Annotated in this window: 16 protein-coding genes and 2 pseudogenes; 16 read left to right on the plus strand and 2 right to left on the minus strand. The window is 62.1% G+C overall.

What is annotated here, in order from left to right; translation table 11 throughout:
* Window positions 1-260 precede the first annotated feature (260 nt).
* From HGO38_RS01620 to exoR, 6 genes and pseudogenes are all read left to right on the plus strand, one after another.
* Window positions 261-1,658 carry a TolC family outer membrane protein gene (locus tag HGO38_RS01620; RefSeq protein WP_250954175.1) on the plus strand — a complete coding sequence of 466 codons (1,398 nt, stop codon included), beginning with the start codon at window positions 261-263 and terminating at the stop codon, window positions 1,656-1,658.
* A gap of 155 nt (window positions 1,659-1,813) precedes the next feature.
* Window positions 1,814-1,964: pseudogene (locus HGO38_RS31230) on the plus strand (DUF2497 domain-containing protein); the annotation flags it as partial.
* Between the two features lie 467 nt (window positions 1,965-2,431).
* Window positions 2,432-2,644 (plus strand): annotated as a pseudogene (locus HGO38_RS31235) (PopZ family protein); the annotation flags it as partial.
* Window positions 2,645-2,776: 132 nt separating this feature from the next.
* Window positions 2,777-5,707 carry a valine--tRNA ligase gene (locus tag HGO38_RS01630; RefSeq protein WP_250954177.1) on the plus strand — a complete coding sequence of 977 codons (2,931 nt, stop codon included), beginning with the start codon at window positions 2,777-2,779 and terminating at the stop codon, window positions 5,705-5,707.
* Window positions 5,708-6,196: 489 nt separating this feature from the next.
* Complete coding sequence (locus HGO38_RS01635; protein WP_250954178.1) at window positions 6,197-7,381, plus strand: OmpP1/FadL family transporter; 1,185 nt, start codon at window positions 6,197-6,199, stop codon at window positions 7,379-7,381.
* Between the two features lie 558 nt (window positions 7,382-7,939).
* Window positions 7,940-8,734 carry an exopolysaccharide production regulator ExoR gene (gene exoR / locus HGO38_RS01640; RefSeq protein WP_284739281.1) on the plus strand — a complete coding sequence of 265 codons (795 nt, stop codon included), beginning with the start codon at window positions 7,940-7,942 and terminating at the stop codon, window positions 8,732-8,734.
* Window positions 8,735-8,792: 58 nt separating this feature from the next.
* Here the strand turns inward: exoR and xth are convergent, their stop codons facing one another.
* Entirely contained in the window at window positions 8,793-9,584 is a 792-nt protein-coding gene (xth, locus tag HGO38_RS01645) for an exodeoxyribonuclease III (protein WP_250954179.1), read from the minus strand.
* Between the two features lie 146 nt (window positions 9,585-9,730).
* The gene (gene erpA / locus HGO38_RS01650; protein ID WP_250954180.1) at window positions 9,731-10,063 is read right to left on the minus strand and encodes an iron-sulfur cluster insertion protein ErpA; all 333 of its coding nucleotides are present in this window, start codon (window positions 10,061-10,063) and stop codon (window positions 9,731-9,733) included.
* A 186-nt stretch (window positions 10,064-10,249) separates the two neighbouring features.
* Here erpA and HGO38_RS01655 point away from each other — a divergent pair, with 186 nt between their 5' ends.
* From HGO38_RS01655 to tatC, 10 genes are all read left to right on the plus strand, one after another.
* The gene (locus HGO38_RS01655) at window positions 10,250-11,467 is read left to right on the plus strand and encodes a deoxyguanosinetriphosphate triphosphohydrolase (protein ID WP_250954181.1); all 1,218 of its coding nucleotides are present in this window, start codon (window positions 10,250-10,252) and stop codon (window positions 11,465-11,467) included.
* A gap of 63 nt (window positions 11,468-11,530) precedes the next feature.
* Window positions 11,531-13,288 (plus strand): arginine--tRNA ligase, encoded by a 1,758-nt coding sequence (gene argS / locus HGO38_RS01660; RefSeq protein ID WP_250954182.1) that lies wholly within the window; start codon window positions 11,531-11,533, stop codon window positions 13,286-13,288.
* Window positions 13,289-13,355: 67 nt separating this feature from the next.
* Window positions 13,356-16,226 (plus strand): SPOR domain-containing protein, encoded by a 2,871-nt coding sequence (locus HGO38_RS01665; protein ID WP_250954183.1) that lies wholly within the window; start codon window positions 13,356-13,358, stop codon window positions 16,224-16,226.
* Window positions 16,227-16,346: 120 nt separating this feature from the next.
* Window positions 16,347-17,363 (plus strand): beta-N-acetylhexosaminidase, encoded by a 1,017-nt coding sequence (nagZ, locus tag HGO38_RS01670; protein WP_250954184.1) that lies wholly within the window; start codon window positions 16,347-16,349, stop codon window positions 17,361-17,363.
* 56 nt (window positions 17,364-17,419) lie between these two features.
* Window positions 17,420-18,214 (plus strand): segregation and condensation protein A, encoded by a 795-nt coding sequence (locus HGO38_RS01675; protein ID WP_250954498.1) that lies wholly within the window; start codon window positions 17,420-17,422, stop codon window positions 18,212-18,214.
* A 36-nt stretch (window positions 18,215-18,250) separates the two neighbouring features.
* Window positions 18,251-18,949, plus strand: coding sequence for an SMC-Scp complex subunit ScpB (gene scpB / locus HGO38_RS01680; protein WP_250954499.1), 699 nt, complete (start codon window positions 18,251-18,253; stop codon window positions 18,947-18,949).
* Window positions 18,950-19,039: 90 nt separating this feature from the next.
* Window positions 19,040-20,182, plus strand: a complete 1,143-nt coding sequence (locus HGO38_RS01685) for an ABC transporter ATP-binding protein (protein ID WP_250954185.1) — start codon at window positions 19,040-19,042, stop codon at window positions 20,180-20,182.
* Window positions 20,183-20,186: 4 nt separating this feature from the next.
* Window positions 20,187-20,399 carry a twin-arginine translocase TatA/TatE family subunit gene (locus HGO38_RS01690; RefSeq protein WP_250954186.1) on the plus strand — a complete coding sequence of 71 codons (213 nt, stop codon included), beginning with the start codon at window positions 20,187-20,189 and terminating at the stop codon, window positions 20,397-20,399.
* A gap of 67 nt (window positions 20,400-20,466) precedes the next feature.
* Window positions 20,467-21,231 (plus strand): Sec-independent protein translocase protein TatB, encoded by a 765-nt coding sequence (gene tatB, locus HGO38_RS01695; protein ID WP_250954187.1) that lies wholly within the window; start codon window positions 20,467-20,469, stop codon window positions 21,229-21,231.
* Window positions 21,228-22,052, plus strand: coding sequence for a twin-arginine translocase subunit TatC (gene tatC / locus HGO38_RS01700; protein ID WP_250954188.1), 825 nt, complete (start codon window positions 21,228-21,230; stop codon window positions 22,050-22,052). Before tatB ends, tatC begins: the two co-directional genes overlap by 4 nt.
* Window positions 22,053-22,077 lie beyond the last annotated feature (25 nt).

A 22,077-nucleotide genomic window follows, 5' to 3' on the forward strand; every position in this document is an offset into this window, starting at 1 on the left:
GCCGATACTGCCAAACTGAGCGGTGTCGGCCTGTTTCCGTTTGTTGCTGGATAGCAACTTTTCTGTGGTTTCTCCCGCCTGAGCCTGCCGCAGCGGTTGCGGTTGGCGTTTCCCCGGCTCATCAAGGTGTTAGGATTTTGTTAACGGATCGGGCGCGAATCAGCGATTGCTGAGGAGTGGGCGACGGTCGCTCCGACCCGTTGGCGCCGGATGATCCGGTCGCTTTGGCAAATCCGATCTGGAGCGTGGAGTTGAGAGACGTGTCGATCATTCGAAAAACCGCCTTTGCCGCTGCGCTTGCGCCCGTCCTCCTGATATCCCGCCCGGTTTCGGCGGAAACCATCTTCGGGGCGATGGCCAAGGCCTACCAGAACAATCCCGATCTCAACGCCGTGCGTGCAGCCCTTCGGGCCTCCGACGAGAATGTCACCATTGCCAAGGCCGATATGCGGCCGCAGATCAGCGCCACGATAACGGGCACCTCGATAGGCGGTTATAGCTATGCAAAAAACGGCTTCAACAGTGGCACCGGCTACGACTATCAGACGGCGAGCGGCGGGCTGACGATCACGCAGCAGATCTTTGACGGTTTCCAGACGCTGAACAATGTTCGCTCCGCCGAATCCGGCGTGCTGTCCAGCCGCGAAAACCTGCGGGCCAACGAGATGTCCATTCTTCTGGCGGCCGCCCAGGCCTATAGCGATGTCGCGCGCGACCAGCAGATCGTCGTCATTCGCAAGCAGAACCTGCAGTTCCTGCGCGAGCAGTTGAAAGCCGCCAATGCGCGGCTGCAGGTTGGCGAGGGCACCCGGACCGATGTCAGCCAGGCGGAGGCGCAGCTGGCCGCATCGGAGGCGCTGCTGGCGGCTGCCATTGCGCAGTTGAAGCAGAGCGAGGCGACCTATGTGCAAACCGTCGGCGACACGCCGAGCGGGATCAAGCAGCCGGCACCGGCCAGCAAATCCCTGCCGCCCGATGTCGAGAGCGCGGTCGCCATTGGCATTCGCGAACATCCGTCGGTGCTGTCGGCACTGCACGCGGTCAATGCCGCAGGGTATGACGTCAAATCGGCTGAGGGCACCTTGCTGCCGGGGGTCGTCCTCCAGGGCAATGTATCGCGCAACTGGACGAACGAGGCGAGCACATGGCTCGATTCAAACAATGACTATGACGGGGGAACGCTGACCGCGCAGCTCCGCATCCCGATCTATCAGGGCGGCGCGGAATTCGGCCGGATCCGCCAGGCCAAGGAGAGCCTCGGCCAACAACGGATCCAGGTGGACTCGACCCGTGCCGAGGTTCGCCAGCAGGTGGTCTCGGCCTATGCCCAGATGGAAGCGGCCATCGCCGGCATTGCGGCGGCGCGCAAGCAGCAGAGCGCCGCCAATCTGGCGCTCGAAGGGGTCATCCAGGAGCGCAATGTCGGCCAGAAGACCACGCTCGATGTGCTGAACGCCCAGCAGAACGTGCTGGAGGCCAAGGAAAGCCTGGTCGGCTACCAGCGCAATTCCGTGGTGGCGAGCTATTCGGTCCTGGCGGCGAGCGGCAGGCTGACGGTTCTGACCCAGGGGCTCGAAGTGGCGGAATACCGCTCGGAAGAGCATTACGAGGCGGTCAAGGATGCCTGGTTCGGTCTTCGCACCGTCGACGGACGCTGACTTCGGCCGTTAACCGCGATGCAACAAAGCTGTGTATCAAAGCGAATCAGTTTGCGGCGGTGATTTTATTCCCGGAAAGCGTATCCTAAGTTGAAACCGAATCATCCGCCCCAAGTGCCGGGCGCCTGAAATTCCAGAATGTAACGGGGATAAGAATGGCTCAGCCAAGTGTATCGCGTGAACCGTCGATGGAAGAAATCCTCGCGTCGATCCGCCGGATCATCGAGAGCAACGAGCCTGGCGCTGCCAAGGGCCTCGGTGGGTCCATGCCGCCGCTCTACGGCGGTGACGAGGATGAGACCGGCGACGAAATTCACCTGACTGTGGATGACGACGAAGACGGCGAGCCTATGATCTCGGCGGCCAATGGCATGATGGATTCTTACATGCCGGTCGGCGCCCAGGAGCGTCGCGAGGAACCCGTCGCCGAACAGGAGCGGTCCGCCCAGAAGAGCGTGTCGCTGGCCGATCTTGCGGCGCGCGTCCGCGCCGCGTCCGAGCGCGTCGCGGATCACCCGCCTGTCGCCACGCCGATGCCGGTTCAGGCCGCCTCGATCCCGGTCCAGGCCAACGAAAATTCCGCAGTAAATCCGGTACTGACTGCGCGTATGGCCGAACTGCGCGGCACGGCGCCGCAACAGACGGCGTCGGTCCAGCTTGTGCAGGTCGAGACCGTCTCCGTCTCGTCCGCCGAAATCCCATCCGCACCGCGGCAGGAGACCGAGAGCTTCCAGCATACGCTGGCTCGTTCCGAGCTTTCTGAGCCCAAAGGTCTGCTGTCGCTGGCAACCGGCGAGCAGGTCGCCCGCTCGTTCGGCGAACTGGCGGCTGCCGTCGACGGCACGCAGCGCCGCTCGCTCGACGAAATGGCGGAAGAGATGCTGCGGCCGATGCTGCAGGACTGGCTTGACGACAATCTGCCGACGCTGGTCGAGCGCCTGGTGCGCGAAGAGATCGAGCGGATCGCCCGCGGTCCGCGCCGATAAAGCGCACCGCCAGCCCGCCGCAAAGATGTGACAAGACAGCCGCTCCGGGCACCGGGGCGGCTTTCTTGTTGACACTGGCAGGCGCGTCCGGTTTACAGACCCGGTCAACTTCATCAAATGCTTGGTCCTAAAATGCTCGAAAAGACCTATGATTCCGCCGCCGTCGAACCGAAGATTGCCAAGGCTTGGGACGAAGCCGACGCGTTTCGCGCCGGAGCCAATGCCAAGCCGGGCGCCGACACCTTCACGATCGTCATTCCGCCGCCGAACGTGACCGGTTCGCTGCACATGGGCCATGCGCTGAACAACACGCTGCAGGACATCATGGTGCGCTTCGAGCGCATGCGCGGCAAGGACGTGCTGTGGCAGCCGGGCATGGACCATGCCGGCATCGCGACCCAGATGGTGGTCGAGCGCAAGCTGGCCGAAAACGGCCGGAACATCACCCGGCGCGACATGGGCCGAGAGGCCTTTATCGAGAAGGTCTGGGAGTGGAAGGACGAATCCGGCGGGTTGATCTTCAACCAGCTGAAACGTCTCGGCGCTTCCTGCGACTGGTCGCGCGAGCGCTTTACCATGGACGAGGGCCTGTCCGAGGCGGTTCTCGAAGTGTTCGTTTCGCTCTACAAGGACGGCCTGATCTATCGCGGCAAGCGGCTGGTCAACTGGGATCCGAAATTCGAAACGGCAATTTCCGATCTCGAGGTCGAGAACAAGGAAGTTGAAGGCCATATGTGGCACTTCAAGTATCCGCTGGCCGGTGGCGAAACCTATACCTATATCGAGAAGGATGCCGACGGAAACGTCGTGCTGCAGGAAGAGCGCAATTACATTTCCATCGCCACCACCCGTCCGGAAACCATGCTCGGCGACGGTGCCGTTGCCGTTCATCCGTCGGATGCGCGTTATGCCTCGATCGTCGGCAAGCTCTGCGAAATCCCGGTCGGGCCGAAGGAACATCGCCGCCTGATCCCGATCATCACCGACGAATATCCCGATCCGACCTTCGGCTCCGGCGCGGTGAAGATCACCGGCGCCCATGATTTCAACGACTACCAGGTCGCCCGCCGCAACAATATTCCGCTGTACCGGCTGATGGACGGCCTGGCGCAGATGCGTTCGGACGGCGAGCCCTATGGCTTCTATGCGGCGCAGGCCCTGGAGATTGCCAGGTCGGGCCATGTTCCGAACGAGGCCGAGGTCGATGCGATCAATCTGGTTCCCGATGACTATCGCGGTCTCGACCGGTATGCGGCGCGCAAGCTGATCGTCGATGCCATCAATGCCGAGGGCCTGGCGGTGACCGTCAAGGACGCCGAAGGCAACGACATTCCCTATGTCGAGAACAAGAAGATCATGCAGCCGTTCGGCGACCGCTCCGGCGTGGTCATCGAGCCGATGCTGACCGACCAGTGGTTTGCCGACGCCAAGACGCTGGCCCAGCCGGCCATCGCCTCGGTCAAGGAAGGCCGCACCAATTTCGTGCCGAAGAATTGGGAAAAGACCTATTTCGACTGGATGGAAAACATCGAGCCATGGTGCATTTCGCGCCAGCTGTGGTGGGGTCACCAGATTCCGGCCTGGTACGGCCCGGACGGTCAGGTCTTCGTCGAGAAGACCGAGGAGGAGGCATTGCATGCCGCCATCCAGCACTACATCTCCCATGAAGGTCCCTGGAAGGCCTGGGTCGAGGAAAAGCTTGAAAATTTCGAGCCGGGCGAAATCCTGACCCGCGACGAGGATGTGCTCGACACCTGGTTCTCGTCGGCGCTGTGGCCCTTCTCGACGCTCGGCTGGCCGGAACAGACGCCGGAACTGGCACGCTATTATCCGACCGATGTGCTGGTAACGGGTTTCGACATCATCTTCTTCTGGGTCGCCCGGATGATGATGATGGGCCTGCACTTCATGAAGGACGAGGAAGGCAATCCGGTCGAGCCCTTCAGCACGGTCTATGTGCATGCGCTGGTTCGCGACAAGAACGGCCAGAAGATGTCGAAGTCGAAGGGCAATGTCATCGACCCGCTCGAACTGATCGACGAATATGGCGCCGACGCGCTGCGTTTCACGCTGGCGATCATGGCGGCGCAGGGACGCGACGTGAAGCTCGACCCGGCCCGCATTGCCGGCTATCGCAATTTCGGCACCAAGCTGTGGAACGCAACGCGCTTTGCCGAGATGAACGGCGTCAAGAGCGATCCGCATTTCCTTCCCGAAGCAACGACGCTTGCCATTAATCGCTGGATCCTGACCGAACTGGCCCGCACCGAGCGCGACGTCACCGAGGCGATCGAGAATTTCCGCTTCAACGATGCGGCAAGCGCGCTTTATCGTTTCGTGTGGAACCAGTTCTGCGACTGGTATCTGGAATTGCTCAAGCCCATTTTCATGGGCGAGGACGAGGTCGCGAAGACCGAGGCGCAGGCTTGTGCCGCCTATGTGCTGGAAGAGACCTACAAGCTGCTGCATCCCTTCATGCCCTTCATGACCGAAGAACTGTGGGCCCATACGGCGGATGCCGGAGCGGAGCGCGACCGGTTGCTGTGCCACGCCGATTGGCCGGCGCCTGATTTTGCCGACGATATCGCCGCTGCCGATATCAACTGGCTGATCGAACTGGTGTCGGGTATTCGCTCCGTGCGCTCGGAGATGAATGTGCCGCCGGGTGCGATCGCGCCGCTGGTGGTGGTGGCGGCCAATGGCGTCACCCGCGAGCGGTTGCTGCGCCACGAGGTGTCGATCAAGCGGCTGGCGCGTGTGGAGAGCATCGCCCTTGCCAACGAGGCGCCGCGCGGTGCCGCACAGGTGGTGATTGGCGAGGCGACGGCCTGCCTGCCGCTCGGCAGTCTGATCGACGTGGCGGCTGAGACGGCGCGGCTTGAAAAGGCGATTGCCAAGACCGATCAGGAGATGAGCCGCATCGGCTCCAAGCTTGGCAATGAAAAGTTCGTGGCCAATGCCAATCCCGACGTGGTGGCGGCCGAGCGCGAGCGTTACGCCGAACTTGAGGTGCAGAAAGCCTCGCTGCTCACGGCGCTGGCGCGGGTCAGCGAAGCGGGCTGAAACCTGAAGCAGGCGTGCGCCGACCGGGCGCATGCCTTTTCAGCCGCACGCAACGCGTGCGCAAAATTATTCCTGAAAAATGGTGCGCCGCAAACCGCGGCAGCGGCCTCAAGCGCGGCGCAAGCGTCGCCAAAAAGTGTCATAACGCCAGCGTTTCCGAACTCACCGCGTGATTCGGCGGTCAATCACATCATAATCCCAGATTTTTGGCGGCATTTATGCCCAAAATATGAATGTGTCGCACAAACGCTGTTGTGTGCCAAATTGGTTACATCAGTAGCAGCTTCGGGAATTAATTTCTAATATTTGGCGTCCGTTTCGATTGTGGCGGAATTTTGATCCAAATGAGGCCGGTAAAGCCGGTGCTGTCCGGCAGTTTACGTAAGTCAATGGACGAGTGTTGGAGGTCAGGCCCGGCAAAGCAATGATTGTTATTCCTGACGACATGACTAAACTCAAATCATCGACATGCCTGGAGTGGGGAGACAAATGGCAAACACAATTATTAGAACAGGCTTACTGAGCCTGATGGGCGCTTGTGCGGTGGTGACATCGGTTCAAGCGGGGGGATTCTCCAGAGGCGACGCCGACACCGATATCCTCTACGAAGATGGCACGGTCGTTCTTCGCGGCGGATATGTCTATGTCATGCCTGATCGAGGATATGACACGGTCAATGGCGCGTCTGGTACCGATGACGCATTCACCGACAACTACGGCATTCCGTCCTTTGCGGCGAAATTTCGGGTGTCGGAGAATTTCTCTTGCGCTGCGACTTACACGCAGCCGTTCGGTGCGGATTCGACCTATGGCGAGCAGGCTCAGGCCGCTGACCGAACTGCGGATATCGCCGCAGGTGGCATAACGGGCTTGTTGGGCGGCAATGCCGTCAAGGAAGCAAGCTTCGACACCGATGAAATCGGCGGAACCTGCGACATCAGTTTCGCAGCCGGCAAGGGCAGGCTCCACTTGCTGGGCGGCGTATTCACGGAATCGTTCTCCTATACGGAGGTCAAGGATTTCGGAACGTTGGAAATGGAAGATTCCAGCGCATTCGGATATCGCCTGGGTGCCGCTTACGATATTACCGAATATGCTCTTCGCGCCGAGATCATGTATCGTTCGCAGATCGATCATGAGGCCTCCGGCACATTCACGTCCACTTCGACGCTTGCAGCGATCGGCATTCCAACGGGATCGGTCCTGGACGCGACCGGCTATGGCTCGCTGCCACAGTCTCTCGAACTCAACCTTCAGAGCGGCATCGCGCCCGGCTGGCTGGCCTTCGGTTCGGTCAAGTGGACAGACTGGAGTGTTCTCCAGACCCTGAACTATACCATCGACGGCCTTGGCGATCTGGAGAAGAACTTCTTCTGGCGTGACGGTTGGACGATCACCGGTGGTGTCGGACATACGTTCACGGATAAGGTTTCCGGCGCACTGAGCTTGACCTGGGACCGCGGTGTCGGGACCGGTGCGGATATCGTCACCGATACTTGGACGCTGGGTGCTGGAACACAGATCAAGGCTGGGCCCGGCGTGCTGCGTTTGGGCGGCGCGGTCTCCTATCTGACCGAAGGAGAGCAGAGCGTCACAGATGGTGCTGACTTCGACGCGACGGCCGACGCCGACTGGGCCTATGCTGTAAGCGCCTCCTACAAGATCTCATTCTGATCGCCGCAGGACCGCCATTGCTGACGCCCGGATTGTCCGAGTAACGGCGAACATTATCAAGACGAGAGAGCCCGGCATGCCGGGCTTTCTGCTGTGCGGATTTGGCGAACACTCCTGTTCTTGTGATTAAATTGCAACACTTGCTCTATCGTCGCTGACCCGTCCCGGTTGGGCCCGATTTGTCCATTTCCCGCCACAAACGAAGCGCAGCGATGAGGTCGGAAATGGCGAGAGACCGGGGTTTTGCAGTGTATCTGAGTAAAGTTGGGGCGCGTTCGCGGGTAATACATCCAAAGATTCAAGGAATTCCGGGCTGGGACGCCACGTCGCGAACCAGTACGGGCAAGCTTGCGCAGGCAAGGGATGTGCAGTCGCAGTGTTGCCTGAAAGACTCGCTATGTTTCTAGACATGGCGATCGCGTTCGGTGGCGCTGTTTTTGGGCGTGAACGCGGTGTTCATGAGTCTTCATGTATCGCTTTTAAGACTGTGGAAATGCGTGCATTTCAAACTGGGATCTCTTCGTAATGTTTGCGGCAAACTGGAAGACAAACGGAAACATGGTGAAATCTGACTGGAAGCTGCCGGCCATGCTGTTGTGCTCCGCGGTTCTGTCCGTGTTGAGCAATACCGCCGCCCATGCCTTCGATATCAATGCCGGCGTCAGCCGTGAATCCGGTCCCTTCGATCTCTTCAAGTTCGGCTTCAACGCCCACAAGAAGGGTCAGAAGGAGGAGGCCGTCGAAGCTTATCGTTATGCTGCCGAGAAGGGCCATACCGGCTCGCGCTGGGCGCTTGCCAATATGTATGCCGATGGCGACGGCGTGGTGCAGAACGATTTCGAGGCCTTCAAGATCTATTCGGAAATCGCCAGCCAGGGCGTCGAGCCGGGTTCGGAAGATACGGTCTATTTCGTCAATGCGCTGCTGTCGCTGGCCCATTACTACCACCAGGGCATTCCCGGCAGCCCGGTCGGCGTCGACCTGGCCCAGGCCCGCCAGCTTTATTTCCAGGCTGCGTCGACCTTCGGTTTCGCCGAAGCGCAGTTCCAGCTGGCGCGGATGATCCTGGCCGGCGAGGGCGGCAAGGCCAATGTGCAGCAGGCCAAGAAATGGCTGAACCTGGCGCGCAAGAGCGGCCATGCGGGTGCCATGGCGGTGTTCGGCAATGTGCTGTTCCAGGAGGGCCAGGCGGTGCGTGGTCTGGCCTTCATGACGGCTGCCATCGACAAATGCAGCCCGAAGGATTGCCTGTGGATCCAGGACATGCAGGAGCGGGCATTTTCGCTCGCCGACGAACAGGACCGCCGCGTGGCGGTGGCCCTGGCGCCGCAGATCTTCACCGAAGTCGAATAAACCCCGGCGCCCCTCGGGCCGCCGGTTTCAACATCATTTCGCTGTTTTCGCGGGCCTCTCAGGCCGCAAAATCGAAATGGGCCGTGACCGGAACATGGTCCGACGGCTTTTCCCAGCTGCGCACATGCTTTTCGATCTGCGCTGATTGCAGCCGGTCTGCGGCCTCCGGCGACAGCATCAAATGGTCGATGCGGATGCCGTTGTTCTTCTGCCAGGCGCCGGCCTGATAATCCCAGAACGAATAGAGCGGAACGGTGTCGCAGGTGGCGCGCACTGCGTCGGTCAGTCCTAGGCTTTCCAGGCGCTGGAAGGCCTGACGGGTGGCCGGCAGAAACAGCGCATCGCCGGCCCAGACCGCTGGGTCGTGGCAGTCGTGCGGCTGGGGAATGACGTTATAATCGCCCGCCAGGATGAAGGGTTCTTCCAGCGCCAGCCGACCTTCCGCAAACCGTTGCAGTCGCTCCATCCAGGCCAGCTTGTAGGGGTATTTCACCGGATCATCGGGTGGGTTGCCGTTCGGCAGGTAGAGCGAGCAGACGCGCAAGACGCCGCCTTGTACGGAAAACACACCCTCGATGAAACGCGCCTGTTCGTCGAGATCGTCGCCGGGCAGGCCGCGGTTGATCTCGTCAGGCCGGATCTTCGACAGCAGGGCGACCCCGTTGAAGCCTTTCTGGCCATGGGTTTCGACGTGATAGCCGAGCGCCTCGATCTCGGCCCGCGGGAATCCCTCATCGACGGATTTGATTTCCTGGAGGCAGGCGATGTCGGGAGCGGAGCTTTCCAGCCATTGGCACAGATTGGCGATGCGCGCTTTAACGCCGTTGATGTTCCAGGTGGCAATCTTCATGTCTCGACCCTTTTCAGGCAAGCTTCGCTAGGCCGTCATCGGACGGCCGGTGTCGCGACAATAGGGGTTTGCCGCCGCTTCGCCAACGGTACACCGCGCTTTTGCACGATTGATATCGAAGCCTTATGAAGGCGGGTGAGCCTGGATCAAACCGAGAAGCTGGTGCCGCAGCCGCAACTGGCGACGGCGTTGGGGTTCTTGATCTGAAAGGACTGGCCGAGCAGGTTGTCGACGAAGTCGATTTCCGAGCCTGCCATGTAGATCAGGGACACCGGATCGATCAAAAGCTTGGCGCCATTGCGCTCGATCACCAGGTCGCCATCCTGTGGTGCGCCGTCCAGATCGAACTTGTAGGAAAAGCCCGAACAGCCTCCGCCTTCGACCGAGACGCGCAGGGCGCTTTTTTCGCTTTCAGCAGCGACGATCGCGGCGATCCGCTTGGCGGCGGCGTCCGATACCGTTACGTTTACATCCGTCATTTTGCCTCCTGTCGGGTTCAAGGCCCGCAGAAAAAGAGATGCCGCAGCAGGGGAATCAAGCTCCGGTCAAGACGCGTTGCCATATTGATACTATATAGTGGGCAAAGCGTGCCGACGCTTGCAGCGGTTCGTCTATAGGTATGAATGCGCGACGGCGGCGTCAATGGGCAGATAGCAGGACAGGCAATGACGATTGATAAAAATGCACTCGGTTTCGGTTTCGGCCAGCGCGCCATCTATGCGGCCGATCCCTGGACGACGCGCGGCCGACTGTTTCCCGAACCGTCCAGCCCGACCCGCTCCGATTTCCAGCGCGACCGCGACCGCATCGTCCATACCACGGCCTTCCGGCGGCTGAAGCACAAGACGCAGGTGTTCATCGGGCCGGATGGCGACCATTATCGCACACGCCTGACCCATACGATCGAGGTGGCGCAGATTGCGCGCGCGCTGGCGCGCGCCTTCAAGATCGATGAGGACCTGGCCGAAGGCGTGGCGCTGGTCCACGATTTCGGCCATACGCCGTTCGGCCATACCGGCGAGGATGCGCTCGACGAGATGCTGAAGCCCTTTGGCGGCTTCGATCACAACGCCCAGTCGCTGCGGATCGTCACCAAGCTTGAGCGGCGCTATGCCGAATTCGATGGCCTCAATCTGACCTGGGAGACGCTGGAGGGGCTGGTCAAGCACAATGGGCCGCTGCTGACCAAGACGGGCGAGGGGGCGCGCGGCCCGGTGCCTCTGCCGATCCTCGACTATTGTGCGGTTCACGATCTGGAGCTTTCCAGTTTTGCCAGCCTTGAGGCCCAGGCGGCGGCGGTGGCCGACGATATCGCCTATAATACCCATGACATCGACGATGGCCTGCGCTCGGGCTATCTCAGCTTCGAGATGCTGGAGGACGTGCCGTTTCTGGCGGGGCTGATGGCCGAAGTGCGCGACCGGTATCCGGGTCTGGAGGATGACCGCTTTACCCATGAAATGATGCGCCGGCAGATCACTCGCATGGTCGAGGACGTCATTTCGGTGGCGCAGGACCGCCTCAAAGCCGTCAAGCCGCTTTGCGCCCAGGATATCCGCGATGCCGGCCAGACGATCGTCACGTTTTCGCCCGAGATGGCCGAAACCGACCGGCAGATCAAGAAACTGCTGTTCAGCCGCATCTATCGCCATCCCGATATCATGCGGATTCGGGCCGGCGCGGCGCAGATCGTCTGCGACCTGTTTCATGCCTATATGGCCGATCCCGAACTGATGCAGAGCCACTACTGGGTCAAGCACATTGCCGGACTGGAGACCCCCGCCAAGGCCCGCCATGTCGGGGATTACCTGGCCGGCATGACGGACACGTATGCCGTGAATACCCACAGGCGTTTGTTTGACCAGACTCCCGATTTGCGATAGGCAGCGGCAACGAAGCGAGGCGTCAGGCGCCGTCGCTCGGATCAGCGCGCGTGGAACAACGATATGAATCTGTTTGCCGATTTCGAACATCGAATCAAGAATGCTCTTGAACATATTGATATCGTGAAAGAACGACGGTCAGAGATCAGCTTCGACCGGATCGTCGTCGAGCCGCCGCGCGATTCCAGCCATGGCGACGCTGCTACCAATGCGGCGATGGTGCTGGCCAAGCCGCTGGGCACCAATCCGCGGGCGCTGGCCGAGATCATCGGCGAAAAGCTCAAGGAAGATCCTGACGTTGCCGAGGTTTCGGTGGCGGGTCCCGGCTTCATCAATATCCGCCTGTCGACCGCCTACTGGCAGCGGCTGCTGGCCTCGATGATCCTGGCGGGGACCGATTACGGACGCTCGACGCTCGGCAAGGGCCGCAAGGTCAATGTCGAATATGTCTCGGCAAACCCGACCGGCCCGATGCATGTCGGCCATTGCCGGGGTGCTGTCGTTGGCGATACGCTGGCCAATCTGATGGCCTTTTCGGGCTATGACGTCACCAAGGAATATTACATCAACGATGCCGGCGCGCAGATTGACGTGCTGGCCCGGTCGGTATTCCTGCGCTACCGCGAAGCGCTGGGCGAGACGATCGGCGAAATCCCGGCCGGCCTCTATCCCGGCGATTATCTCGTGGCGATCGGCGGGACGCTGGCGGAAGAATATGGCACGAGGCTGCGCGGCATGCCGGAAGAGCAGTGGATGGAGATCGTCAAGGATCGCGCCATCGCCGCCATGATGGTGATGATCCGCGAGGATCTGGCCATGCTCAATGTGCACCATGACGTGTTCTTCTCGGAGCGCACGCTGCACGCCAATGGCGCCGCACCGATCCGCACGGCGATCAACGACCTGACCTTCAAGGGCCATGTCTATCGCGGCACCCTGCCGCCGCCGAAGGGGCAATTGCCGGAAGATTGGGAAGACCGCGAGCAGACCCTGTTCCGCTCGACCGAGGTGGGGGATGATATCGATCGCCCGTTGATCAAGTCGGATGGCAGCTATACCTATTTTGCGGCGGACGTTGCCTATTTCAAGGACAAGTACGACCGCGGCTTCAGCGAGATGATCTATGTGCTGGGCGCCGACCATGGCGGCTACGTCAAGCGGCTGGAGGCCGTGGCGCGGGCTGTGTCGGAAGGCAAATCCAAGCTGACGGTGCTGCTCTGCCAGTTGGTGAAGCTCTATCGCAATGGCGAACCGGTGAAGATGTCGAAGCGCTCTGGCGATTTCGTCACGCTGCGCGAGGTCGTTGAAGAGGTCGGGCGGGATTCCGTCCGCTTCATGATGATCTATCGCAAGAGTTCGGAGCCGCTCGACTTCGACTTTGCCAAGGTGACGGAACAGTCGAAAGACAATCCGGTCTTTTACGTGCAATATGCCCATGCGCGCTGCATGTCGGTGTTGCGGCAGGCGCGTGAAGCGTTCGGCGATTTCGATCCGCAGCCGTCAGAGCTGGCGGCGGCCGTCGGCGAGATCCTCGACCCGGCCGAGATCCAGCTGGTCGCCAAAGTGGCAGAATACCCGCGCATTATCGATGCTGCCGCCCAGTCACAGGAGCCGCATCGGGTTGCTTTTTACCTCTATGATCTGGCAAGTTCGTTCCATGCCCATTGGAATAAAGGTAAAGATCATCCGGAATTACGATTTGTTAACGATAAAAACCGACAATTGAGCATTGCCAGACTTGGACTGGTGCATGCTGTCGCCTCCGTATTGAAGTCCGGGCTGTCCATAACAGGCACGGACGCTCCGCTGGAGATGCGATAGTACTGTCACCATTTCCCCACATTGCGCTGGCATGCGTCTTGTTGCGTAAGTGAGTGGAATCCAAGTGATGGTGCAAAAGCAGGCCACGTATAACAGAGATCTGGGAAGCAATGCTTTCGCGGACGACGATCCGCTGGCAGAGCTCGCCCGGATCGTCGGCTATGATGCTCCCGCGTCCCGCGAACCCGAAGCCCCGGTCATCGAGACGGCTGCAGCCTTCAATCTCGAAGACGAGCTGCTGCGCGAATTCGCGACCTATGACGCTCCGGCTGTTCGTCCGGCCTATGTGGCCCCCGTCGTTCAGCCCGTCGCCCCGGTTGAAGATGACCTTGAGGACTTGCTGCCCGTCGCCGAGGAGGCTGCTCCCTATGCGGCTTTCGAGGACGATGCGGCGCCGGCCGATGAAGAGCCGGACTCCTATTGGCCCGACGAGCCTGTCACTGTAGCGGCTGGCGAACCGGAAGTCGTCGATGACCTCGCCAACGAACTGGAATGGGCCATTGCCGAAACCAGCGCGCCTGAGGTGCGGGCAGCGGAGATGCGCGATACCGTGCAGTCCACGCCGACCGGCGATCCGATGGGCTATGGCCGCTTTCGCCTGCCGATTGCCAATTTCCATCCGGTGAGCCGCGAGACGCCGCGGGTCGAGCCTGACATGGCGGCAGCGCCGGTGGCTTCCGTGCCTGTGCCGGAGACTGTCGAGCCGGATATCGACAGCTGGACGCCCGCCGAGGCGTCGTTAGATGCCGAGCCGTCCTTCGATCTGCCGGCCGATTTCGATTTGTCCGCCGAGCCGTCCCTGTTCGCTGACGTCGAGCCGAAGCGCGAAGAGGTGGACGCTGCCAGGCGAGAGCCTGCTTTCGACGATGTGGCGCCGGAACCCGCCCTGGACGATTTTGGCTTCGATGGCCTGATGGACGATCTGCCGGGGCTTGATGCACCTCGGGCAGCACCCGCACCGGTTGCGACACCAGCACCTGTTCCTGCCGTCGCCGCGATGCCGGCACCGGCACCGCAGGCTTGGCAGCCGAGCGATCGGTCCAGCTTTGCCGATGAACTGGCCGAGAGCGAAACCGTCGCCTCTCCCTACCGGGTCGTTGAGCCGGCCGAAGATGACGCCGTTGCCGCCGGCGGGCGGGCTGCTGCCGATGATGCCGACCTGTTCGACCCCTTTGCCGATGGCGAGTTCGAGCTGCAACTCGATGATATCGACCTCAACCTGAATGATTTCGACATCGAGGACGAGCCTGTCGCCGCTACGCCGGTAGCACCCGTCGTTGTCGTGCCGCCCCGCGTCGTTGCGCCGGCCCCGGTTCCGGTTGCCTTCGTGCCGGAGCCTGACATCAGGCTGCCGGCCGGCGACGATTCGGTCCTGCCGTTCGACGCCTCGGAAATCTCCGAGCAGGAGGATCATCCCGAATCCATTTCCGCCGTCGATGTGCCGGAATTTCCGGTGGTCGAGGCTGCCGAGCCGGTCTCCTTCCCGCAGGACTACGATATCGACATCGATTCGGAACTGGCCACGCTGTTCGATACGACGCCCGATACCAGCGCCAACCAGCGCACAGCCCCTGCCGCAGCGGCCGCGGTTGCGACTGCTGCGTCTGTCGCCGCCGCCAAACCGGCAGCGGCTTCGCCGGCCGATGATTTCGACGATTTCGAGCGGGCCCTTGAAGAGGATTTTCGCCGGACGCTGCACGAGCCGCAGACCTTTGCCGCACGGCGCAGCAGCAGCATTCCCCTGCCGCAGGACGATGAGCCGGTGCTGCTGTCCGACGACCGGCCGCGCTCGCGCGGCTGGTTGCTGGCAGCCTCCGTTGCAGCCGTTGCCGTGCTGGGTGCCGGCGGGATCTATGCGTGGATGAATGGCACTGCCGGCAATGTCATGAACTCGGGCGAGCCGCGCGTCGTGATGGCCGACAAGGAGCCGGTCAAGGTCGTGCCGGAGAACAAGGGCGGCAAATCCGTGCCCAACCAGGACAAGGCGGTGTATGACCGGGTTGCCGGTGCCGCCGTCGAGGATCCGAAGCAGGAAAGCCTGATTTCGTCGAACGAGGAACCGGTCGACGTGGTGCAGAAGACGCTGATCCCCGAGACATTGCCGCTTGAGGGCGAGGACGATACCGAGTTCATGCCGACACCGGTTGGCGAGACCGAGGATCCGCGCTTGTTGCCAGGCCAGACCGCCGAAACTGCAGAGGCACAGTCGGGCGCCGCTGATCCGGTAACGATTACGCCGCGCAAGGTGCGCACCATGATCGTCAAGCCGGACGGCACGCTGGTGGCCCAGGAGGTCCCTGCGCAGGAGCCCGCCGCGACGCCTGCGGCCAAGACGACGCCAGCACCGGCCGAGACGGCGGCCTTGCCGCAGGCCGAATTGCCGGCGGCGACGCCTGCCGTGAATTCTGCGCCGGTTGACGGCACTGCCGCTCCGGCGACCACCGTCCAGACGGTGCCGGTCGGGCAAGCAACCGAAGCCGCTATACAAACGGAAGCGCCGGCTGCCGCGGCACCCGCTGCGACGCCTGCTCCGCGCATGCCGGTCCCGACCGCTCGGCCAGCCGAGCAGCCGGTCAATGTCGTGGGTCGGGTTACCGAACAAGGCAATGTTGCGCCAGCGGTTCAGCAGCCGGCCCAACGGGCCGCGGCCGCACCCCAGGCAACGCCACCTGCCGCCACGGCAGCCGTGCCTGCGGGCGGATATGTGATCCAGATCGCCTCGCTGCCATCGCAGGCCGAGGCGCAGAAGTCCTATCAGAGCCTGTCGGCGAAATTCTCCGGCGTGATCGGCGGCAAGGGTGTCGATATCAAGCAGGCCGATATCGCCGGCAAGGGCACGTTCTACCGCGTGCGCATTCCGGCCGGCAGCAAGGCGGATGCCGTTGCGATGTGCGAGCGTTATCGGGCCGCCGGCGGCAGCTGCCTTGTGGCGCGGTAAGCTTTAAAGTCCCTGAATTTTACGAATGGCGGAAATCCCTTTGGGGTTTTCGCCATTTTTCTGTGCATGACCGTCAGTTCAGCCTTTCGGGACCTTGCCGCAGGCTTTTATGATTCGGGCATGAGCGAATCAAAAGCAATGATCCTGGGCTGTACCGGCCTTTCCCTCTCCGCCGACGAGATTGCCTTCTATCGGGACGAACAGCCCTGGGGGTTCATCGTCTTTACCCGCAACCTGTCGGAGCCGGCGCAGATCACCGATCTGGTCGCGGCGATGCGCGACACGGTCGGCGGGCGCAATGCGCCTGTTCTGATCGATCAGGAGGGGGGCCGGGTGCAACGCATCCGCGAGCCGATGATCCCGCGCTATCCTTCCGGCACCGATCTCGGCGATCTCTACCGCCAGGACCGTGACAAGGGCCTGCGCGCCGCGTGGCTATTGTCGCGTCTGCATGCCTTCGATCTGCTGCGTCTGGGCATCAATGTCGATTGCCTGCCGGTTCTCGACGTGCCGATCGAAGGGGCCAGCAATGTGATCGGATCGCGGGCCTATGGCAATGATCCGGTGACGGTCGGCGAGATGGGCGAGGCGGCGGCCAAGGGGCTCAAGGCCGGCGGCATGCTGCCGGTGATGAAGCATATTCCCGGCCATGGCCGTGGCATGGCGGATTCGCATTTTGAATTGCCGATCGTGCCGACGCCGCGTGCCGAGTTGGAGACCCATGATTTTGCGCCGTTCAAGCGCCTCAACAAGGAATTGATGGCGATGGTCGGCCATGTGGTATATTCCGACATCGACCCGGATTTTCCGGCGACCGCATCGAAGACCGTGATGTCGGACATCATCCGCGGGTCTATCGGTTTTGAGGGGCTGCTGATGACCGATGATCTGTCGATGAATGCCCTGAAAGGCTCGATGGGCGAGCGGGCCAAGGCCTTTATCGCTGCCGGTGGCGACATTGTGCTGCATTGCCACGGCATCATGGACGAGATGAAGGACGTTGCGGCCCATGTGCCGGTGCTGTCCGGCCGGGCGCTGGCGCGGGCGCAGGCCGTCGAAGCGGCGTTTGGGTTCGATGACGGCGCCGATGAGGCGACCATTCGGGCCGAATTCAACAGCTTGCTGGCGATTGCCTGATGGCAACCGGGCCTTCCACACCCACCGTTTCGCCAGCCGGCCCGGCGCCGATGCCGATGGACAGACTGTGGCAGGACAATGGCCCGGAGCGGGCGACGGGCGAAGCGGCACTGGTCATCGATGTCGCCGGCTTCGAAGGACCGCTCGATCTGCTGCTGTTCCTGGCGCGCAACCAGAAGGTCGACCTGTCCAGGATTTCCGTGCTGGCGCTCGCCGAACAATATCTGCTGTTCATCGAAAGCGCGCGGCGCATCCGCATCGAGCTTGCCGCCGATTATCTGGTGATGGCGGCCTGGCTTGCCTTTCTGAAATCGAAACTGCTGATCCCGCAGCAGGCCAAGGATGACGGACCGTCGGGCGAGGAAATGGCCTCGGCGCTGGCCTTCCGGCTGAAGCGGCTGGAAGCTATGCGCGATGCCGCAACGCGGCTGATCAACCGCAACCGTCTCGGCCGCGACGTCTTCCGCCGCGGTGCGCCCGAACACATGCCTGATCGCGTCCACTCCGCCTTCGAGGCGTCGCTCTATGACCTGCTCACCGCCTATGCCGCGCTTCGACAGCGCCAGGCGGTGACCCAGGTGACGATCGCCCGCCGGCAGGTCTGGTCGCTGGCCGATGCGCGCGTCATATTGACACGGATGATCGGCGAGATTTCTGACTGGACGGCGCTTGAACATTACCTTCTGCGCTACATGACCACGGCGGAAGAGCGGGTGACGGCGATTGCCAGCGCCTTTGCGGCCTCGCTGGAACTGGTGCGCGAAGGCAAGCTGGAGATCCGCCAGGACGGGGCCTTTCAGCCGCTCTACATGCGTCGCGGCCAGGCGCGCATGGTCGTGGTGACGGAATAGGGCAGGGCGATGGCGCAGTCCGACATGGACGACACGATGCCGATGGTTGAGGGCGATGCGCCCGCCGTGGCCACGGACAGCCGCAGTCACGCGGAAGCGCTGCGGATCGTCGAGGCGCTGGTGTTTGCCTCGGCAGAGCCGGTTTCGGAAGGGTTTTTGGCCGAACGCCTGCCGCGCGACACCGACGTTGGCAGTCTGATGCAGCGCCTGCAGGCCGACTATGCGCCGCGCGGCGTCAATCTGGTAAAGGTCGGCGATCACTGGGCTTTTCGCACGGCGGCCGACCTGTCCTTTGCCATTCGCAAGGATGACAACGAAGTCCGCAAGCTGTCGCGCGCCGCCCTCGAAGTGCTGGCCATTATTGCCTATCACCAGCCCGTGACGCGGGCGGAAATCGAGGACGTGCGCGGCGTGCAGACCTCCAGGGGCACGCTTGACGTGCTGATGGAGGCGGGCTGGGTGCGGTTTCGCGGTCGCCGGCGCACGCCGGGCCGGCCGGTGACGCTCGGCACGACCCGCGATTTTCTCGATCATTTCGGCCTGGAGGAATTGCGCGACCTGCCCGGCATGGAAGAGCTGAAAGGCGCCGGCCTGCTGTCGGGGCGCATTCCGCCGAATTTCAACGTGCCCATTCCGATGGGGTCGGACGAGCTGAACGACGACGAGGATCCGATTACCCAGCTCGACCTCGAAGAGCTTGGCCTCTTGACACCGGGCGGTGAACCGGAGGAATAGGTTCATCTTTATGGCAATCGCTGCTTTTCCGGAGACCTGTCTGCGGGTGGCCGCGTCAGGGTGGACACCCGGTTCCAGGCGAGCAACGGCATGATTTCAGACCCCGCACGCATATCGACCGGCAGCGCCAGGCGCTCGGCAGCGGTGACGTTTGCGGCAAGGCTGAGCTTCGAGAATATCACCCACAGCTATCACGGCAAGGAAACCATCCGCGATGTGTCGCTGACCGCCGAGCCGGGCGAGGTGCTGTGTCTGCTCGGACCGTCCGGCTCCGGCAAGACGACGCTGCTCAGGATTGCGGCGGGCATCGAGGCGCAGTCCTCCGGCCGTCTGCTTCTTGATAACCGCGAAGTGGCAGGCCCGGCATGTTTCCTGCCGCCGGAGCGGCGCGGCATCGGCCTGATGTTTCAGGATTTTGCGCTGTTCCCGCATATGAGCATTCTCGACAATGTGCGATTCGGTCTGACCGCTCTGCCGTCCGGCGAGGCGGTGGCCGAGGCCATGGCGGCGCTGGAGCGGGTCGGTCTCGGGCACTATGCAAGAAAGTTCCCGCATGCCCTGTCGGGAGGCGAGCAGCAGCGGGTGGCGCTGGCGCGGGCGCTGGCGCCGCGGCCAGCCGTCCTGCTGATGGACGAGCCGTTCTCCGGCCTCGATTCCCGGCTGAAGGACACCATCCGCGCCGATACGCTGGCGATCCTGCGCGACACGAGAGCCACCGCCATCGTCGTCACCCATGATGCCGAGGAGGCCATGCGCATGGCCGATCGCATCGCCCTGCTGAAGGACGGCAGGCTGGTGCAGGTCGGCACGTCGGACGACCTTTACCGCCGGCCATGCGACCTGTTTACCGCCGGCTTCTTTTCCGAGATCAACGAGTTCTGCGGCACGGCCCGCGGCGGACTGGTGGAGACGCCGCTGGGCCGGGCTCAGGCACCGGATCTGGCTGACGGAACGGCCGTGTCGATTGCCGTGCGGCTGTCGGGGGTCAATGTGTTGGAGGAGGGCGGGACTATTCCGGCCCGCATCGTCTCACGGCGGTTCCTCGGCGTCGTCGAACTGCTGAGCCTGGCCGTGCCGGGCAGCGACCAGGTGGTGCGGGCGCGAATTCGCGCCGATCAACTGGGGCAGGGCTTGCGCGACGTGACGCTGCGTGTAAACCAGCAGGACATTTTGGTGTTTGAAAAAGATCTGCAAACACCTTACATCGGTGAGAGAGAGAAATTAAGGAGCTGAACTCATGGGTTCTTTTAGCATGTGGCACTGGCTGATCGTTCTGGCGATCGTGTTGTTGCTGTTCGGTCGCGGCAAGATCCCGGAGCTGATGGGCGACGTCGCCAAGGGCATCAAGAGCTTCAAGAAGGGCATTTCGGAAGACGACAAGCCTGAAGCGCCGGTGACGCCCGTCGCTCCCGGCAAGACGGTCGATCACAAAGTCGACGAAACCAAGTGACGCTGAACGCGTAACGGATATGCGGCCCGAGACAGCGGCCGCATCGGCGGCCTTAGGAGCCTGATTCATGCTGGACATTGGCTGGACCGAATTGCTCGTTATAGCAGTGGTCCTTATCGTTGTGGTGGGCCCGAAAGATTTGCCGCCAATGCTTCGGGCATTCGGCAAAATGACGGGTCGTTTGCGCAAGACCGCCGGCGAGTTCCGGGCGCAGTTCGACGAAGCACTGCGCGAGGCCGAACTGGACGATGTTCGCAAGACTATCAGCGATGTGAAAAGCCTCAATCCGGCCAGTTCGCTTCGCGATGCCATGAACCCGCTTCGGCAGATGGGCAACGAGATCAAGGCCGATCTGAAGAAAGCGACGCAGGTTGAGACCTTTCCCGTGGATGACAGCGCGACTGTCACGCCGAAGGATGCACCTCCCCAGCCGATGACCGCCGCCGACCTGCCGCCCTTGGCGTCCCTGCCGGCTACGCCGCCCGTCATTCCCGCTGCCGTGCCGGTACCCGCGGCTGCGAGCACCGTATCGGAGCCGGTTGTCGCCGCTGCTCCTGTTGCCAAGCGGGTGCGCAAACCGAAGGCCAGCGTGGAGCCGGTGTTGGCCGACGAGGTTTTGGCTGCCGTCCCTGCGAAGAAGGCGCCAAAGGCTGCTACGGGCGTCAAGCCTGTCGCCAGTGCCAAGCCTGTCGCCGCCAGTGCCAAGCCTGCCGCTGCCAGCGCCAAGCTGCCGGCCAAATCCAAGGCCCCGGCAAAAACATTGCCTGCTGATGCGCCGGCCAAGAAACCCGCTGCGAAGAAGACCGCTGGCCGGAAAGAGGACCTTGCATGACCAGCGATATCGAAGACAAGCCGCAGCCGCTGGTCGAGCATCTGATCGAGCTGCGCACACGCCTGATCTGGGCACTCGGTGCGTTCTTTGTGGCGTTCATCGTCTGTTTCGCCTTTGCCAAGCAGCTCTTCAACTTTCTGGTCGTGCCCTATAAATGGGCGGTTGTCTGGGCCGGGCTCGATCTCAACAAGGCGGAGCTGATCTATACGGCGCCGCAGGAATTCTTCTTCACCCAGCTGAAGGTCGCCATGTTCGGCGCCCTGGTGATCGCGTTTCCTGTGATTGCCGCGCAGATTTACAAGTTCGTGGCGCCGGGCCTCTACAAGAACGAACGGCAGGCCTTTCTGCCCTTCCTGATCGCGTCGCCGGTGCTGTTCCTCTTGGGCGGCGCACTGGTCTATTTCTTCTTCACGCCGATGGTGATGTGGTTCTTCCTGGCGATGCAGCAGGCACCGGGCGAGGGGGAAGTGGCGATCTCGCTGATGCCAAAGGTGTCGGAATATTTGAGCCTGATCATGTCGCTGGTATTTGCCTTCGGACTGGTGTTCCAGCTGCCGGTGGTGACCACGCTGCTGGCCCGGGTCGGCATTCTGGAAAGCAGCTGGCTTGCCGCCAAGCGCAAGTATTTCATCGTCGTCGCCTTCGTGGTGGCCGCCGTGCTGACGCCGCCCGATCCGATCTCCCAGATCGGTCTTGCACTGCCGACCATCCTTCTCTACGAGGTTGCCATCTATGCGGCACGACTCGTCGAGCGCGGACGGGCCAAGGCTGCAAAGTCCGAGGACGAGACCCCGGAGGCGACCGAGAACAGCGAGGCCTGATCGGGCGCGCTCCGGTCGTGTGCCG

This window comes from Rhizobium sp. CG5 (genome assembly GCF_023701945.1).
Taxonomy (GTDB): Bacteria; Pseudomonadota; Alphaproteobacteria; order Rhizobiales; family Rhizobiaceae; genus Allorhizobium.

Bases quoted from the DNA above. Each gene is read 5' to 3' on its own strand.
- HGO38_RS01630 (WP_250954177.1), top strand. From the start codon at position 2,777: ATGCTCGAAAAGACCTATGATTCCGCCGCCGTCGAACCGAAGATTGCC.
- HGO38_RS01635 (WP_250954178.1), top strand. From the start codon at position 6,197: ATGGCAAACACAATTATTAGAACAGGCTTACTGAGCCTGATGGGCGCT.
- exoR (WP_284739281.1), top strand. From the start codon at position 7,940: ATGGTGAAATCTGACTGGAAGCTGCCGGCCATGCTGTTGTGCTCCGCG.
- xth (WP_250954179.1), bottom strand. From the start codon at position 9,584: ATGAAGATTGCCACCTGGAACATCAACGGCGTTAAAGCGCGCATCGCC.
- erpA (WP_250954180.1), bottom strand. From the start codon at position 10,063: ATGACGGATGTAAACGTAACGGTATCGGACGCCGCCGCCAAGCGGATC.
- HGO38_RS01655 (WP_250954181.1), top strand. From the start codon at position 10,250: ATGACGATTGATAAAAATGCACTCGGTTTCGGTTTCGGCCAGCGCGCC.
- argS (WP_250954182.1), top strand. From the start codon at position 11,531: ATGAATCTGTTTGCCGATTTCGAACATCGAATCAAGAATGCTCTTGAA.
- HGO38_RS01665 (WP_250954183.1), top strand. From the start codon at position 13,356: ATGGTGCAAAAGCAGGCCACGTATAACAGAGATCTGGGAAGCAATGCT.
- nagZ (WP_250954184.1), top strand. From the start codon at position 16,347: ATGAGCGAATCAAAAGCAATGATCCTGGGCTGTACCGGCCTTTCCCTC.
- HGO38_RS01675 (WP_250954498.1), top strand. From the start codon at position 17,420: ATGGACAGACTGTGGCAGGACAATGGCCCGGAGCGGGCGACGGGCGAA.
- scpB (WP_250954499.1), top strand. From the start codon at position 18,251: ATGCCGATGGTTGAGGGCGATGCGCCCGCCGTGGCCACGGACAGCCGC.
- HGO38_RS01685 (WP_250954185.1), top strand. From the start codon at position 19,040: ATGATTTCAGACCCCGCACGCATATCGACCGGCAGCGCCAGGCGCTCG.
- HGO38_RS01690 (WP_250954186.1), top strand. From the start codon at position 20,187: ATGGGTTCTTTTAGCATGTGGCACTGGCTGATCGTTCTGGCGATCGTG.
- tatB (WP_250954187.1), top strand. From the start codon at position 20,467: ATGCTGGACATTGGCTGGACCGAATTGCTCGTTATAGCAGTGGTCCTT.
- tatC (WP_250954188.1), top strand. From the start codon at position 21,228: ATGACCAGCGATATCGAAGACAAGCCGCAGCCGCTGGTCGAGCATCTG.